Here is a 14,327-nt window from a genome sequence, read left to right as displayed (position 1 = left end):
AGGGCTACACTCGGATACATGATGCATCCCGCTGATCTGCCGGAAACGGTATCCGTTTTTCCATTGCCCGGGGCGCTGTTGCTGCCCCGTTCTCGCCTGCCGCTGCATATATTCGAGCCGCGCTATCTGCAAATGTTGGACGATGCGCTGAAAACGCAGGAACGTCTGATTGGCATGGTGCAGCCGAACCCCTGTCAGAGCAATGAAGACAAACTGCACCGGATCGGCTGCGCCGGGCGGGTGACGCAGTTTTCAGAAACCGAGGATGGCCGTTATCTGATCACGCTGACCGGTATTTCCAGGTTTCGCATCACGTCAGAGTTGGACGCCTTTACGCCCTATCGGCGCTGCGCCGTGTCATGGGGCGGGTTTGACCGCGATCTGGGCAAGGCCGAGCTGGACGAAGGCTTTGATCGTTCGCAGTTTCTTTGCCTGCTGGAACGTTTCTTTGCCTCGCGTCAGCTGTCGACGGATTGGGATACGTTGAAAGACGCCGATGATGAGCTGCTGGTGAATTCATTGTCGATGCTGCTGGATTTCGATCCCGAAGAGAAACAGGCACTGCTTGAGGCCCCGTGCCTGCGCACCCGGCGCGAGACTTTGGTGACATTGATAGAATTCGCCATGCGCGGCGGAACGAACGAGGAAAAACTGCAATGACCGACCCCGAACACCCCTTTGACCGCCACATGCTTGAGGCGCTGATCTGCCCGCAGACCCATACCACGCTGCAATACGACGCTGAAAAGCAAGAGCTGATCTCGAAGGCCGCCAATCTGGCCTTTCCGATACGAAATGGGATTCCGGTGATGCTGGTCGACGAGGCGCGTACGCTCGACTAAATTGAGCGACCTTGCAGCAGTTTCGGCAGGTCTCCGGTCAGTCCGGCGGCCTCGCGCACGAAGCCGCGACGCAATCCGGGCAGAGAGCCGACGATCCCCATCCCGATATCGCGCCCAGCACGCAGCAGCGGGTTGTCGTTGGAGAACAGCTTGTTGAACACATCCGTCGCCATGGCCAGCGCGGCCGTGTCGAAGCGGCGCCATTCCTGATAGCGTTCCAGAACCTGGACCGAGCCGATATCCTCACCGCGCCGCCCCGCCAGCGTCAGCACCTCGGCCAGCGCGCCTACGTCGCGGAGCCCGGCGTTCAGACCCTGACCGGCGATAGGATGCATGCCGTGTGCCGCGTCTCCGACCAGAGCTAAGCGGTCGCCAATGAATGAATTGGCGATGGTCAGGTTGAGCGGGTAGGTGAACCTGTCTCCCTGCAGGCGTATATCTCCTAGAAAATCTCCGAACCGTGGGCGCAGAACCTGCAGATATTCGGCCTCGGGCAGGGCGTCGATGCGCTGTGCGGTTTCAGTCCGTTCGCTCCAGACGATCGAGCTGCGGTTGCCGGTCAACGGTAAGATGGCCAGCGGGCCGGGGGGCATAAAGAACTGGTGTGCGATACCGTGATGGGGCAGGTCGTGTTCGATGGCGCAGACCAGTGCGGTCTGGCCGTAGTCCCACCCGCTGCGCTTTATGCCGGCGCGCGAGGCGGTACCGCTACGGCGCCCGTCGCAGCCGACCAGCAGGCGGCCAGTAACAGTACTGTCATCGTCCAGTGTCAGGGTTACGCCGGGCGCGTCGACCTCTTGCGCTATGACCATCCGGCCGCTGATCTGGGTGATGCCCTTTTCCCTGGCCATGGCGTCCAGAAAAGCGCGGCGCAGGTGGCGATCCTCGACCATGTAACCCATCGGACCTTCTTCGATCTCGGCATGGTCGAAATGCATGAAATAGGGCGACGGTCCTGTGCCCGCGTGCCCGTCGGTGACCTTGATCTCCAACATCGGCTGGGCGTGTTCGGCCACGTGGTCCCATACCCCGATCGCGTCCAACAGGCGCTGAGACGCCAGCGCCAGCGCATAGGCGCGCCCGTCAAAGGCTGCGTTCTTGCGCACTTTCTCAGCCAGTGCGTCAATTACGGTGACGGAATGTCCCGTCTGCGCCAGTGCCAGTGCCAGGGCCGGGCCATTGAGGCCGCCGCCAACGATCAGGATTTCGGTCTTCTGTTCCATGCCCCGCAATATGCGCGGCCTTTCGGGATTGTCCATGTGCGGTCCTGTCGCTACCGTCCGATGAACACGATTTTCCAAAGGGGGCAGGGATGCAGGACTGGCTGACCATGACGGCGTGTGATCTGGGCCGGGGCATCGGCATGGGGCGGATCGATCCGGTTGAGCTGACTGAAACCTATCTGTCTGCCATCGACGCGCATCATCACCGCGAGCGGATCTATGCCCGCGTTACCCACGACCGTGCCCGCGCCGAGGCCAAGGCGGCGCAAGAACGCGCCAAGCTGGGCCTGCGCCGGTCACTGCTGGATGGGGTGCCAATCAGCTGGAAAGACCTGTTCGATACGGCCGGAACCGGGACCGAGGCCGGATCGGCGCTGTTGAAAGGCCGCGTGCCCGAAGCGGACGCGGTCGTCTTGCGCAACGCCACTGCGTTGGGCGCCGTTTGCCTGGGCAAAACCCATATGAGTGAGTTGGCCTTTTCTGGGCTGGGCCTGAACCCGATCACAGGAACCCCGCCGTGCATTGATGATGAAGACGCTGTGTCCGGCGGCTCATCCTCGGGGGCGGCAGCGTCGGTGGCCTGGGGTTTGGCGGCCGGTGGAATCGGTTCGGATACGGGCGGCTCGGTGCGCATTCCGGCGGCGTGGAACAATCTGGTCGGGCTGAAAACCACCACCGGGCGGGTCAGTCTGGAAGGGGTGGTACCCTTGTGCCTGCGCTTCGATACCGCTGGCCCGCTGGCCCGGTCGGTCGAGGATGCGGCACATCTGCTGGCCTTGCTGGAAGGCAGTTCCCCGGCTGATCTGCGTGGCGCCAACCTGAAGGGGTGCCGATTTGCGGACCTGCAGAACGTTGCCAAAGACGATCTGCGGGACGCACCGCGCAAGGCCTTCGAGGACGTGCTGGACCGTCTGCGGGAAGCCGGGGCCGAGATTGTTCCCCTTGAAGTGCCCGAGTTGAACGAGGCGATGGGGTTGTCTGGCATTCTCTATACAACCGAAGCCTATGGCCTGTGGCGCGATGTGATCGAGGCCAACCCGGAGGCGATGTACCCGGAGATTCTGGAACGCTTCCGCGCTGGAAAAAACGCCTCTGGCCCCGACTATATCGCCGCCTGGTCCAAGCTGAAGGCTAGCCGCGCCGCGTGGGACGCGGCCACCGCAGGGTTTGACGCGGTTCTGGCCCCGACCGCTCCCATCCTTCCGCCGAATCTGGACCGGCTGATGACCGACCATGACTACTATGTCGCCGAAAACCTGCTGGCCCTGCGCAACACCCGGATTGGCAATCTGATGGGTCTGGCCGCGCTGACATTGCCCACCGGAACGCCCGGCTGCGGGGTGATGATGATGGGCTATCCGGGCTCGGAAGAGGCGTTGTTAAGGCTTGGATCCGCAGCCGAGGCCGCTTTGGCCTGAATGCCACAATCCCCTGATTCGGCGCCTCTTTGTCTGGACGAAGCGGGGTGTGGCCTGTAATCTGCCAAAAAAACGGGGCAAAAATGATCCCGATATTGAGGCAGCAGTTATGAATTTCCCCGAGCGGTTTTCGAACCTACCGGAATACGCATTCCCGCGTCTGCGCACCCTGTTGGACCACCACCAGCCGGGCGGAGAGGTGATTCACATGACCATCGGCGCGCCGATGCATGACTTTCCGGCTTGGGTGACGGATGTGATCATGGAAAACGCCGCCGGTTTTCAGGGCTATCCGCCGAATGAAGGCTCGCCCGAGCTGCGGGGTGCAATCACCGACTGGATCAGCCGCCGTTATGGCGTGCAGATGGACCCAGACACCAACGTGATGGCCCTGAACGGTACGCGCGAGGGCCTGTATAACGCCGCTATGGCGCTGTGCCCCGAGGAAAAAAACGGCCAAAAACCGGTAGTCCTGTGCCCAAACCCGTTTTACCAGGTCTATATGGTCGCTTCGATCTCGGTCCGGGCCGAGCCGGTTTTTGTGCCCGCCACAGCAGCCACGGACCATCTGCCAGACTATGCGGGACTGCCCGAGGATGTTCTGAACCGAACTGTCGCGGCCTATATCTGTTCGCCTGCAAACCCGCAGGGGGCTGTGGCTTCGCGTGACTATTGGGTTGAGCTGATCCAACTGGCAGAGAAATACGATTTCCGCATTTTCGCCGACGAATGTTATTCCGAGATTTACCGCAATGAGGCGCCCACGGGCGCGCTGACTGTGGCGCAGGAACTGGGTGCCGACCCCGAGCGGGTTACGTTGTTTAATTCGCTGTCGAAACGTTCGAATCTGGCCGGATTGCGATCAGGTCTGATCGCTGGCGGCCCGGAGTCGATTAAACAGGTCAAGCAGTTGCGCAATTATGCGGGGGCACCGCTGCCGTTGCCGTTGCAGGCCGCTGCAGCTCGGGTCTGGGCGGACGAAGAGCATGTCGCTGAAAACCGCGCGCTGTATCAGGAAAAATACGCGATTGCCGATCAGGTGTTCGCGGGCATTCAGGGGTATATGCCGCCCGAGGCCGGGTTCTTCCTGTGGCTTCCGGTCGAAAACGGTGAAGAAACTGCATTGAAGCTGTGGCAGCAGACCGGTGTCCGGGTGCTGCCGGGCGCATATCTTTCTCAAGGTGATCCGGGGCAAAACCCGGGCGAGCAATTTATCCGGGTCGCTTTGGTGGCCCCAAAAACAGAGTTGCAGCAAGGGCTGATCAAGCTCCGCGACTGCATCTATTCGTGAGGTACGAGGGCAAAATGGCATCATTGAACGCGCGCAACCGCGATCCATTGTTGGACAGCACGACTCAGGCCGCGATTGAGCGGCGCAGCAAGGAGTTGATTGGGATCGCCCTGATCCTGTTGGGGCTTGGTGCCGCAGCGATGATCTGGTCCTACACGCCGGATGATCCGAACTGGATGGTGTCGACCGATGCGCCGGTGCAGAACTGGTTGGGTCGGATTGGGGCCTCGATCGCTGCACCGTTGTTCATGATTGTCGGCTGGGGCAGCTGGAGCATCGCGCTGGTGCTGATCGGTTGGGGCGTGCGTTTTGCCGGGCATTTCGGTGAAGAACGTGCGGTCGCACGTCTGATCTTCGCTCCGATCTGGATTGCCATTGTTTCGGTTTACGCTGCAACGCTGGTGCCGGGTGAGGCCTGGCGCGCGACCCATAGTTTTGGTCTGGGTGGCCTGTTTGGTGATACCGTAATGGGGGCGTTGCTGACTTTGCTGCCGATCTCCTCGCATTTCATGGTCAAGCTAATGTCGCTGGCGATGGCCGCCGGGATGCTGGCGTTGGGTGTTTTTGTTCTGGGTTTCACCAGGGCAGATGTACGCAAAGGATTCCGCGGCTTCCTGCTGGGTTTGGTGATGTCTTACGACATGCTGATGAACCTGCTGGGCCGTGGGGCCACGGCCACAGCGCACGCTGCCCGCGATCGGCGCGCCCAGTGGGAGGAACGCAAGGTTGCCCGCACTGAGGCCGCCGAAGCGGTGTTTGATGATGAATCGGCCTATGCCGATCCGATCTTCGAAGAACCTGAATTTGATGAGCCCGAGCCTGCCAAGCTGGGCCTGTTGGCGCGGATGCCCAGCCTGATCCGCCGCCCCGATCCGATGCCTGAACCTGAGCTGGTCGATCCCGAGCCCGTTGTGGGCTTTGACGAGATGCCGGGCGAGGATCGAATTCGATCGAAAATCTCCGCCGCCGTGCGTAACCGCAAAGTCGCCGCTGGCGAGATGGCACCCGAGCATGATCCGAACCTGCCGCTGACCAAGGGGCGGGGCCGTGGTCCGGACCCGTTGATCCTGAACACCCGAGGCGGGGAAGAATTGCCACCTGAACCGCCGATAACGTTGGCCGGTCTGCCTCCCGAGCCGATGCTGACAGCCGACCCCGTGCCCGAATGGCAGCAGGAACCGCTGCATGAGGATTTCGCGCCCGAGCAGGATTTTGAAGACGAGGCCGTGTTCGAAGATGCTCCCGAATCCGCACCGCAGCCGCGCCCGGCTATGAAAATCCCGGTGGCAGAGCCGCGCAAGCCGGTGGTGGCGCAACCCGTACGCCGCACCCCGCCGCCGTCGCGCCGCGCACGGGCCGAGGCGCAGCCTGCGCTGTCTTTTGAGGACAGGCATTCCGATTTCGAACTGCCACCGTTGGGTCTTTTGTCAAACCCGGCCAGCATTCAGCGCCATCACCTCAGTGATGAGGCATTGGAAGAAAACGCGCGGATGCTGGAAAACGTTCTGGATGATTACGGCGTAAAGGGGGAGATCGTCAGCGTACGCCCGGGCCCGGTCGTTACCATGTACGAACTGGAACCAGCCCCGGGTCTGAAAGCCAGCCGTGTGATCGGTCTGGCCGACGATATCGCCCGGTCGATGTCTGCCCTGTCGGCGCGGGTTTCGACCCTGCCCGGGCGGTCCGTGATTGGGATCGAATTGCCGAATGAGAACCGTGAAATGGTGGTTCTGCGCGAGATCCTCGCCAGCCGTGACTTTGGCGACGGAAACCACGCGCTGCCTCTGGCGCTGGGTAAGGATATCGGCGGCGAATCCGTTGTGGCGAACCTGGCCAAGATGCCTCACCTTCTGATCGCGGGGACCACCGGTTCCGGTAAGTCGGTGGCGATCAACACGATGATCCTGTCGCTGTTGTACAAGCTGACACCGGACGAATGCCGACTGATCATGATCGACCCAAAGATGTTGGAACTGTCTGTCTATGATGGCATCCCGCATCTGCTGTCGCCCGTTGTGACTGACCCGAAAAAGGCGGTTGTGGCCCTGAAATGGGTCGTGGGCGAGATGGAGGACCGCTATCGCAAGATGTCCAAGATGGGCGTCCGCAACATCGCCGGCTACAACGGCCGCGTTAAGGATGCGCTCTCCAAGGGCGAGATGTTCAGCCGCACGGTCCAGACCGGATTTGACGATGAAACCGGCGAGCCGGTGTTCGAGACCGAGGAATTCGCCCCCGAGGCGATGCCGTACATCGTTGTCATCGTCGATGAGATGGCCGACCTGATGATGGTCGCGGGCAAAGAAATCGAAGCCTGCATTCAGCGTCTGGCGCAGATGGCGCGGGCTTCGGGCATTCACCTGATCATGGCCACGCAGCGCCCCTCGGTCGATGTGATCACCGGTACGATCAAGGCGAACTTCCCGACCCGGATTTCGTTCCAGGTGACCTCGAAAGTCGACAGCCGCACTATTCTGGGAGAAATGGGTGCCGAGCAACTGCTGGGGCAAGGTGATATGCTGTATATGGCAGGCGGTGCCAAGATTACCCGTTGCCACGGGCCGTTTGTGTCGGATGAAGAGGTCGAAGAAATCGTCAACCACCTGAAACAGTTCGGTCCGCCGGATTACATGAGTGGTGTCGTCGATGGCCCGGCCGAAGAAAAGGCCGACAATATCGACGCGGTTCTGGGGCTAAACACTGGTGGCAACACCAATGGTGAGGATGCGCTCTATGATCAAGCGGTGGCGATTGTGATCAAGGATCGCAAATGCTCGACCTCATACATCCAGCGGAAACTTGCCATCGGCTACAATAAGGCCGCGCGTTTGGTTGAGCAGATGGAAGACGAAGGCGTTGTTTCGGCGGCAAATCACGTCGGTAAGCGGGAAATCCTCGTCCCCGAGCAGTAGGATATTTAATAACAAGGGCAGAGCGCATATCTGTGACGCATGAAACAGATCGCTTTTGCCCTTACCCTTGCCCTTACCCTGGCCGCACCTGCCGCCTGGGCGGCCGATAAACTGCCGCTGTCGCAGATTTCCAACTATCTGAACGGCCTGAAAACTGTTCAGACCACATTCACACAGGTCAACGACGATGGCTCGCTGAGCACCGGCAAGCTGTGGTTGCAGCGGCCCGGCAAGATGCGGTTCGAATATGATCCGCCTAACAGCGCGGTTGTTCTGGCCAACACGGGTACGGTGCAGATTTTTGACCCGAAGTCGAACCAGCCGCCCGAGCAATACCCGCTGAAGCGCACGCCTTTGTCACTGGTTCTGGCGCGGAACGTGAATCTGGGTCAGGCAAATATGGTCGTGGCTCATGATTTCGACGGCACGGCCACAGTCGTGACCGCTCAGGACCCGAAAAACCCCGAGTCCGGTCGAATCGAACTTATGTTCACAGATAATCCGATCGAGCTGCGCAAATGGGTCATACATGACAACGCAGGCACCCAGACAACCGTTCTGCTGGGGCAACTGGATACGGGCAAAAGCCTGAGCCGCGATCTGTTCTCGAAATCGAAAAGAAGCGGGTCAGGCAATCGCTGACCCGCTAGCCTGTCAATAACGGCAACCGGACAGTTGCGCCTGATAAAGCTTGGCGCGCGCATCCACGTCATTGGCGACGTTCAACAGCCAGGTCTTGCTGTAATGGCTGCCGCGGGCGTAACCGGTATGGCCCTCGTGATAAGCAAGGTACTGGTTGCGCGTGTCGCTGGGGTGAATGCCGTTCCGCTCGTAGCTTTTGTTCATGTACCAGCCGATGAAATCCGACGCATCGCGGATGCGATCCCGCTTGGCACGGCGTTTCCCAGTTTCTTTTTGGTATTGCTCCCAGGTTCCGTCCAGTGCCTGGCTGAATCCATAGGCGCTGCTTTGGCGACCCATTGGGATCACACCCAGAACGTATTGGTGCGGTGTGCGGGCATCGTGCTTATAGCGGCTTTCCTGATAGATCGTCGCCATCTGTACATGGACCGGGACGCCCCATTTCCGTTCGGTGCTTTTGAAGGCCTTCATGAATTCGGGCCGTTCGCGCGCAATGCTGCACGCGTCATTCAGTTTGCTGGGCGGCTGTTTAGAGCCACCCCCACAGGATGCCAGAAACAGCACCCCGAAGAGTACGATAAGAATTCTGCTCATGTGCCTCGTGCCTTTTTCTTTTATTCTAGCGCAGATTGAACTTTTAGGAAATCACAATCGTTGCGGAACGTTAGCTCGAATTAGATGTAATGCGCCTGCGGACAGAAATATTGTGGTCATGATCCCCGTCGGCCAACAGAAAGAATCGGGCCGCAATTTAGCGCACTGTCAGCAAGTGGTTCACAGACTGTTTCCTTTGATTTCGGATCAATGATTGGCTTTTCAGCCCGGAAACAGGTAGTAAGTTCAATGGGGGCAGAAACAATGCTGAAGACACATGCCAAGTACCGCCTGGGTCAGGTGGTCCGTCACAAGAAACATCCCTTCCGCGGGGTGATTTTTGACGTGGATGCAGAGTTTTCGAATACCGAAGAGTGGTATCAGGCCATTCCCGAAGACAGCCGCCCAATCAAGGATCAGCCGTTTTATCACCTGTTGGCGGAAAACGACCAATCCTTCTATGTTGCTTATGTTTCAGAACAAAATCTGGTTGCGGACCAGTCCGGCGAACCGGTTGAGCACCCGGATATCCCCGACATGTTCGGTCCGTTCGAAAACGGGTCCTATCCGCTTCATTTCCATCTGAACTGAGGCCCTTTGGCAGCGCGTTCGCCGGTCAATACCCGAGCGCGCAACCGTCTTTCCGCGGGTCACTTGCGCCCATCAGAACACCATTTTCACAGATTCGAATGGCTTGTGCTCCGCCCAGCGGCGTTTCCGGTACCTCAACAGTGTGGCCCAATTCACACAATTGTTGAGCCACTTTGGGCGAAATATCGCGTTCCAGCTTCAACACACCGTTGTGCGCAAAAGCACGCGGCGCATCGATGCTGGTTTGCATGGCCAGTTCGTGGTCGGTCAGGTTTGACATGAACCGGGCGTGACCGGTGGGCTGGTAGGCGCCGCCCATCACTCCAAACGGCATCAGAATCCGGCCATTTTGTTTCAGAATCCCGGGAATGATGGTGTGCATAGGGCGTTTGCCGCCGCTCAACTCATTGGGGTGACCTGCTTGCAGTGTAAAGCCAGCCCCGCGGTTTTGCAGCAGAATGCCATATTTTTCGGATGCGATCCCCGAGCCGAAGCTGTGGAAGATGGAATAGATCAACGAGACCGCCATCCTGTCTCGGTCCACCACTGTGATATAGACGGTGTCTTTGTGAATGGCTTCGGTCAGCGGGGCCGCAGCAGGCATTGCGCGCTTTGGGTCGATCAGCGCGGCCAGCCTATCGGCTACGTCCTGATCCAGAAATCGATCCGCGTGCATTGTGTGATCGGGATCGGCAATAAACCGGTTGCGGGCGTCATAGGCCAGTTTTGAGGCTTCAGCTTCGATATGCAGACGTTCGGCCCCGAATGGGTCGAGGCTGGCGAGGTCGAAATTCTTGAGTATGTTCAGCAGCAAAATTGCAGTGGCGCCCTGACCATTGGGCGGGTGCTCGACCAGTTCCAGCCCGTTATACAAGCCGCTGACAGGTTGGGTTTCGGTACAGGCATTGGCAAGAAAATCCTCAACCGTATGGGTACCACCCCGTTGGGCCAGCACGGCGAGCATATCCTCGGCAATGTCGCCGGAATAAAATGCGTCCCGCCCGTTCCGGGCAATCCGGCGCAGGACCTCGGCCTGACCGGGGGATTGGAAAACCTGCCCAATCCCTGGTGCCTTGTCATCGATCAGATAATGCGCCCGCGCCGCCCCTTGCAGGGTGGCCGCCCCGACCGCCCAGTCAAAAGCAACCCTTGGCGCAACCGGCACACCTGTCTCGGCATAGTGAATGGCGGGTTGCAGGATGACATCCAGCCCCAGCTTGCCCTCAGTTTCCGCCAAGTGGCAGAACGCATCTACAGCGCCGGGGATGGTTACAGCGTCCGGGGTATTCAGGGGTACCGCAGTCAATCCTTGCGCTCGCAGTTTCTCTGCATCGGTTGCGGTAGGCGCACGGCCTGAACCGTTCAGGGCGCGAACATCATCCTCTCCGGCCCGGTTGTATAGGACAAAACAGTCGCCCCCCAACCCGGTCATTTGAGGTTCGCAAATGCCCAGCAGGACCGCTCCGGCAATGGCCGCATCCATCGCGTTTCCGCCCTGTGCAAGAACATCCACGGCCACTTTCGCGGCCAGAGGGTGCGACGTGGCGCACATTCCTTCGGTCGCCAGAACTTCGGACCGGCCCGGAGTGTGAAAATCCCGCATGGTGCGTTTCCCCGCTTTGAACGCGCCGAAGATATCGCGCGGTCAGAGGTTGTCCAGTCACATGGGGGAGAAGTTCCTCGGCGCCGTTCACTGGGTGGGGGCTGTGACACTTGACGCCGAGGGAAGCTATCTGAGCTACAGGTATCTTTTTGCCCGTTGTTTGCGGCGCTACAATGGTTCGATCTGGGCCTTATTGTGACGTTTTCTTGCCGTCAGGCGGGATCGGGAAAGTCAAACCGCAGCGATAGCCGGTTGCAGCCATCGGAGCGTACATATCGGATATCGCTGGTCAATTCGTGGATCAGGTACCAACCGAACCCTCCTTCGGGCAGTTCATCGACGGTTGATCCCAACGGTGCCGGAACCCCGTCTGGTACCCGAAACCCGGGCAGGGGGTTGCCGGTGTCGGAGATCACGATATCGAGCCAGTTCCGATGCAGGCGGCATCGCACCTTGACCTTTGCGGGCGTCACATCGGCATAGGCGTGTTCCACAACATTGTTGATCGCTTCGGCCAGAGCAATCTTCACGTCACCCGCCTTTTGCTGCGGCAACCCCTGTGTCGCAAGGCATCTGCTGAGCTGCGCAATACCGGCGCTGGCCTCAGACTCGGTCGCTGCAAAGCTCAGATCCAAACACTTGCCGTTACACATGGGCATTGGGCCTATTCAGATGGTCAGGAGGGTCAGCTGGCGGTGGCCGACAAGGCGTCATCCAGCGTCGGGTAAAGTTTGAAGACCGTGTCCATCCGGGTCAGTCGAAACACCTTTTCGACAAAGGGATGCAGCCCGGCCAGATCCAGCCTGCGGTCGTTGCCCAGCTGCTTCATCGAGGCGACAATGGCGCCCAGCCCGCTTGAATCGATGAACTCAACGCTGCTTAGGTCCAGCACCACCCGTGTGGTGCCGCCTTCGGCCTCGTTGCGCATGTCTTCCTTGAACTGGATAGCCATGGCCGCATCAATTCGGTCTGAATGTACTTTGATAATCTGGGTTTCGTCGGTTGTTGTGCTGGTCAGGGCCATGCGCGACGGTCCTTTTATCTGAAAATCGCTGGTAGAAATACGCTAGACGGCAAATCTTACCATTCGGTATCCATCGGATGGAAAAACAGGAGGAACACGCCGATGAAACAGGTTGTTATCGCCGGGGCCGCGCGCACACCCATGGGAGGGTTTCAGGGAATGTTCGACGGTGTGCCCGCCGCCGAGCTGGGCGGAACCGCCATCCGAGCCGCGCTGCAAGGGGCGGGTGCTGATACGGTGGATGAGGTGTTGATGGGCTGCGTTCTGCCCGCCGGTCAGGGTCAGGCGCCAGCGCGCCAGGCCGGATTCGCGGCGGGTCTGGGTGAAGAGGTGCCCGCGACGACGCTGAACAAGATGTGCGGATCGGGGATGAAAGCTGCCATGATGGCCTTTGACCAGATCGCTCTGGGTCACGCGGATACAATGATCGCAGGCGGGATGGAAAGCATGACCAACGCCCCCTACTTGTTGCCAAAGATGCGCGGTGGTGCGCGGATCGGGCATGGTCAGGTGGTCGATCACATGTTTCTGGACGGGCTCGAGGACGCCTATGACAAGGGCCGCCTGATGGGCACCTTCGCCGAGGACTGTGCTGAATCTTTCCAATTCACCCGTGAGGCACAGGACGAGTACGCGCTGCAATCGCTGTCCAACGCCCTGTCCGCGCAGGAAAGCGGTGCGTTTGAAGGTGAGATTGCACCTGTGACCACCCGGACCCGCAAGGGTGAGGTTACCTTTGCCGCAGACGAGCAACCACAATCTGCGCGGCCCGATAAAATCCCGACGCTGAAACCCGCCTTCCGCAAGAACGGCACGGTGACGGCTGCCAATTCCTCATCGATTTCTGACGGTGCGGCGGCGCTGGTGCTGGCCTCGGCCGACGCTGCCGAGGCGCAGGGCCTGACGGTGCGTGCTCGGATCGTTGGTCACGCCAGCCATGCGCAGGCACCTGGCCTTTTCACGACGGCTCCGGTTCCTGCAGCGCAAAAGTTGCTCTCGACCATCGGCTGGTCCCATGATGATGTGGACCTTTGGGAAGTCAACGAAGCCTTCGCCGTTGTCCCCATGGCTTTCATGCACGAGATGGGCCTGCCGCGCGATAAGGTGAACGTGAATGGCGGTGCTTGTGCGTTGGGCCACCCGATCGGAGCGTCGGGGGCGCGGATCATGGTCACGCTGCTGAACGCACTGGAAAAGCGGAACCTCAAACGCGGTGTTGCGGCCATTTGCATCGGCGGAGGAGAAGGTACCGCCGTTGCCATCGAACGAATTTGACGCTGCATCCTTTTGAAAATATTCCGGGGGTGAATTGAGTCATTGGCTCAAGATGGGGCAGTGCCCCCGCCCCATACGGAATAAGACTGACCATGACTGTTGATTACGACACGCTCGCCAAAACCATCGCCGCCCTTACAGCAGGCGAAACGGATCAGGTCGCCCTGATGGCAACGATCACCTGCGAGGTGCATCACGCCGACGACCGGTTTGACTGGACCGGGTTTTACCGGGTGACTGAACCGGGCCTGCTGAAGATCGGCCCCTATCAAGGCGGGCACGGCTGTCTGGTCATCCCCTTTGATCGCGGCGTCTGTGGGGCGGCGGCCCGCACCGGCGAGGTGCAGTTGGTGCCGGACGTGGATGCGTTTCCGGGTCACATCGCCTGCGCGTCGTCCACCCGGTCCGAACTGGTGCTGCCGGTGCGCGACGCATCGGGCGAAGTTATTGCCGTGTTCGACATTGATAGCGATCAGCCGGATGCTTTTGACGAGGAAGATGCCGACAAACTGGCTCGCATTCTGGCGCAGGTCTTTGCCTGTTAGGCCTTTGATTGTGAGGCTGTGATGCTGCGCTCGCGCAGCCAAATGATGACACCGCAAATGGCGACGAACGACAAGATACCGTCAACGAGGTTGATGGCGTTCCGCAGCGAAATGCCGCCTGAAATCGCGCCAAACAGGTCAATTGTGCAGAACACGGCAAATAACAGGGCAACCCAACGCTTTTCTCTGCGGAGACCGGCACGAAAGGCCAGCAAGATCAAGATGACCAGCCCAATCTGCAGGGATACCGCAATGGCTTCGGGCGAATTGTGTCCAATGGCGATTCCAGTCGCGCCGACGATCATCGCTCCGTTCAGCCAAAGCATGTACTTGGTCGACTGCAATACAAGATCCATCGGCTACCCCG

15 protein-coding genes are annotated in these 14,327 nt (G+C 59.7%); 9 read left to right on the top strand and 6 right to left on the bottom strand.

The genetic code is table 11. The annotated features are described in order from the left end of the window. Positions 1–18: 18 nt before the first annotated feature. Both ACR0IK_RS17510 and ACR0IK_RS17505 read left to right on the top strand, forming a co-directional pair. Positions 19–660 (top strand): LON peptidase substrate-binding domain-containing protein, encoded by a 642-nt coding sequence (locus ACR0IK_RS17510; protein ID WP_480594013.1) that lies wholly within the window; start codon positions 19–21, stop codon positions 658–660. After that, positions 657–842 carry a Trm112 family protein gene (locus ACR0IK_RS17505; protein WP_480642487.1) on the top strand — a complete coding sequence of 62 codons (186 nt, stop codon included), beginning with the start codon at positions 657–659 and terminating at the stop codon, positions 840–842. The genes ACR0IK_RS17510 and ACR0IK_RS17505 overlap by 4 nt, the downstream gene beginning before the upstream one ends. Here ACR0IK_RS17505 and ACR0IK_RS17500 read toward each other — a convergent pair. After that, complete coding sequence (locus tag ACR0IK_RS17500) at positions 839–2,101, bottom strand: FAD-dependent monooxygenase (protein ID WP_480642486.1); 1,263 nt, start codon at positions 2,099–2,101, stop codon at positions 839–841. The two genes, ACR0IK_RS17505 and ACR0IK_RS17500, sit on opposite strands and share 4 nt — an antisense overlap. A gap of 53 nt (positions 2,102–2,154) precedes the next feature. Here ACR0IK_RS17500 and ACR0IK_RS17495 point away from each other — a divergent pair, with 53 nt between their 5' ends. The 4 genes from ACR0IK_RS17495 (at position 2,155) to ACR0IK_RS17480 (ending at position 8,328) form a co-directional block, all read left to right on the top strand. Further along, on the top strand, positions 2,155–3,483 hold the full coding sequence (locus ACR0IK_RS17495; RefSeq protein ID WP_480594008.1) for an amidase: 1,329 nt from the start codon (positions 2,155–2,157) through the stop codon (positions 3,481–3,483). A gap of 109 nt (positions 3,484–3,592) precedes the next feature. After that, positions 3,593–4,774 carry an aminotransferase class I/II-fold pyridoxal phosphate-dependent enzyme gene (locus tag ACR0IK_RS17490; RefSeq protein WP_480642485.1) on the top strand — a complete coding sequence of 394 codons (1,182 nt, stop codon included), beginning with the start codon at positions 3,593–3,595 and terminating at the stop codon, positions 4,772–4,774. Positions 4,775–4,788: 14 nt separating this feature from the next. Continuing rightward, positions 4,789–7,686 carry a DNA translocase FtsK gene (locus tag ACR0IK_RS17485; protein WP_480642483.1) on the top strand — a complete coding sequence of 966 codons (2,898 nt, stop codon included), beginning with the start codon at positions 4,789–4,791 and terminating at the stop codon, positions 7,684–7,686. 39 nt (positions 7,687–7,725) lie between these two features. Beyond that, positions 7,726–8,328: a LolA family protein gene (locus ACR0IK_RS17480; protein ID WP_480642482.1), complete on the top strand. Its 603-nt coding sequence runs from the start codon at positions 7,726–7,728 to the stop codon at positions 8,326–8,328. A gap of 12 nt (positions 8,329–8,340) precedes the next feature. Here the strand turns inward: ACR0IK_RS17480 and ACR0IK_RS17475 are convergent, their stop codons facing one another. Beyond that, entirely contained in the window at positions 8,341–8,922 is a 582-nt protein-coding gene (locus tag ACR0IK_RS17475; RefSeq protein ID WP_480594001.1) for a transglycosylase SLT domain-containing protein, read from the bottom strand. 264 nt (positions 8,923–9,186) lie between these two features. Between ACR0IK_RS17475 and hspQ the strand changes: the two genes are divergently transcribed. Further along, on the top strand, positions 9,187–9,513 hold the full coding sequence (gene hspQ / locus ACR0IK_RS17470) for a heat shock protein HspQ (protein WP_170328114.1): 327 nt from the start codon (positions 9,187–9,189) through the stop codon (positions 9,511–9,513). 25 nt (positions 9,514–9,538) lie between these two features. Here hspQ and ACR0IK_RS17465 read toward each other — a convergent pair whose 3' ends face one another. The 3 genes from ACR0IK_RS17465 to ACR0IK_RS17455 all read right to left on the bottom strand — a co-directional run bounded on the left by ACR0IK_RS17465 (position 9,539) and on the right by ACR0IK_RS17455 (position 12,140). Continuing rightward, positions 9,539–11,116 carry a gamma-glutamyltransferase family protein gene (locus ACR0IK_RS17465; RefSeq protein WP_480642481.1) on the bottom strand — a complete coding sequence of 526 codons (1,578 nt, stop codon included), beginning with the start codon at positions 11,114–11,116 and terminating at the stop codon, positions 9,539–9,541. Positions 11,117–11,328: 212 nt separating this feature from the next. Then, the gene (locus ACR0IK_RS17460; RefSeq protein ID WP_480642480.1) at positions 11,329–11,775 is read right to left on the bottom strand and encodes an ATP-binding protein; all 447 of its coding nucleotides are present in this window, start codon (positions 11,773–11,775) and stop codon (positions 11,329–11,331) included. A 26-nt stretch (positions 11,776–11,801) separates the two neighbouring features. Then, positions 11,802–12,140: an STAS domain-containing protein gene (locus tag ACR0IK_RS17455; RefSeq protein ID WP_480593997.1), complete on the bottom strand. Its 339-nt coding sequence runs from the start codon at positions 12,138–12,140 to the stop codon at positions 11,802–11,804. Positions 12,141–12,242: 102 nt separating this feature from the next. On the opposite strand from ACR0IK_RS17455, the gene ACR0IK_RS17450 reads away from it, so the two are divergent. After that, positions 12,243–13,415, top strand: a complete 1,173-nt coding sequence (locus ACR0IK_RS17450) for a thiolase family protein (RefSeq protein ID WP_480642479.1) — start codon at positions 12,243–12,245, stop codon at positions 13,413–13,415. A 92-nt stretch (positions 13,416–13,507) separates the two neighbouring features. Continuing rightward, on the top strand, positions 13,508–13,960 hold the full coding sequence (locus ACR0IK_RS17445) for a GAF domain-containing protein (RefSeq protein ID WP_480642478.1): 453 nt from the start codon (positions 13,508–13,510) through the stop codon (positions 13,958–13,960). On the opposite strand, the gene ACR0IK_RS17440 is transcribed toward ACR0IK_RS17445, so the two are convergent. Next, a complete protein-coding gene (locus ACR0IK_RS17440) occupies positions 13,957–14,316 on the bottom strand; it encodes a hypothetical protein (protein WP_480642476.1) in 360 nt (119 codons plus the stop codon). The genes ACR0IK_RS17445 and ACR0IK_RS17440 overlap by 4 nt on opposite strands. Positions 14,317–14,327: the final 11 nt, after the last annotated feature.

It is taken from the genome of Ruegeria sp. BF7 (assembly GCF_056538605.1).
Note: the sequence above shows the minus strand (reverse complement) of the source record. Positions and strands in the feature narration are given on the sequence as shown.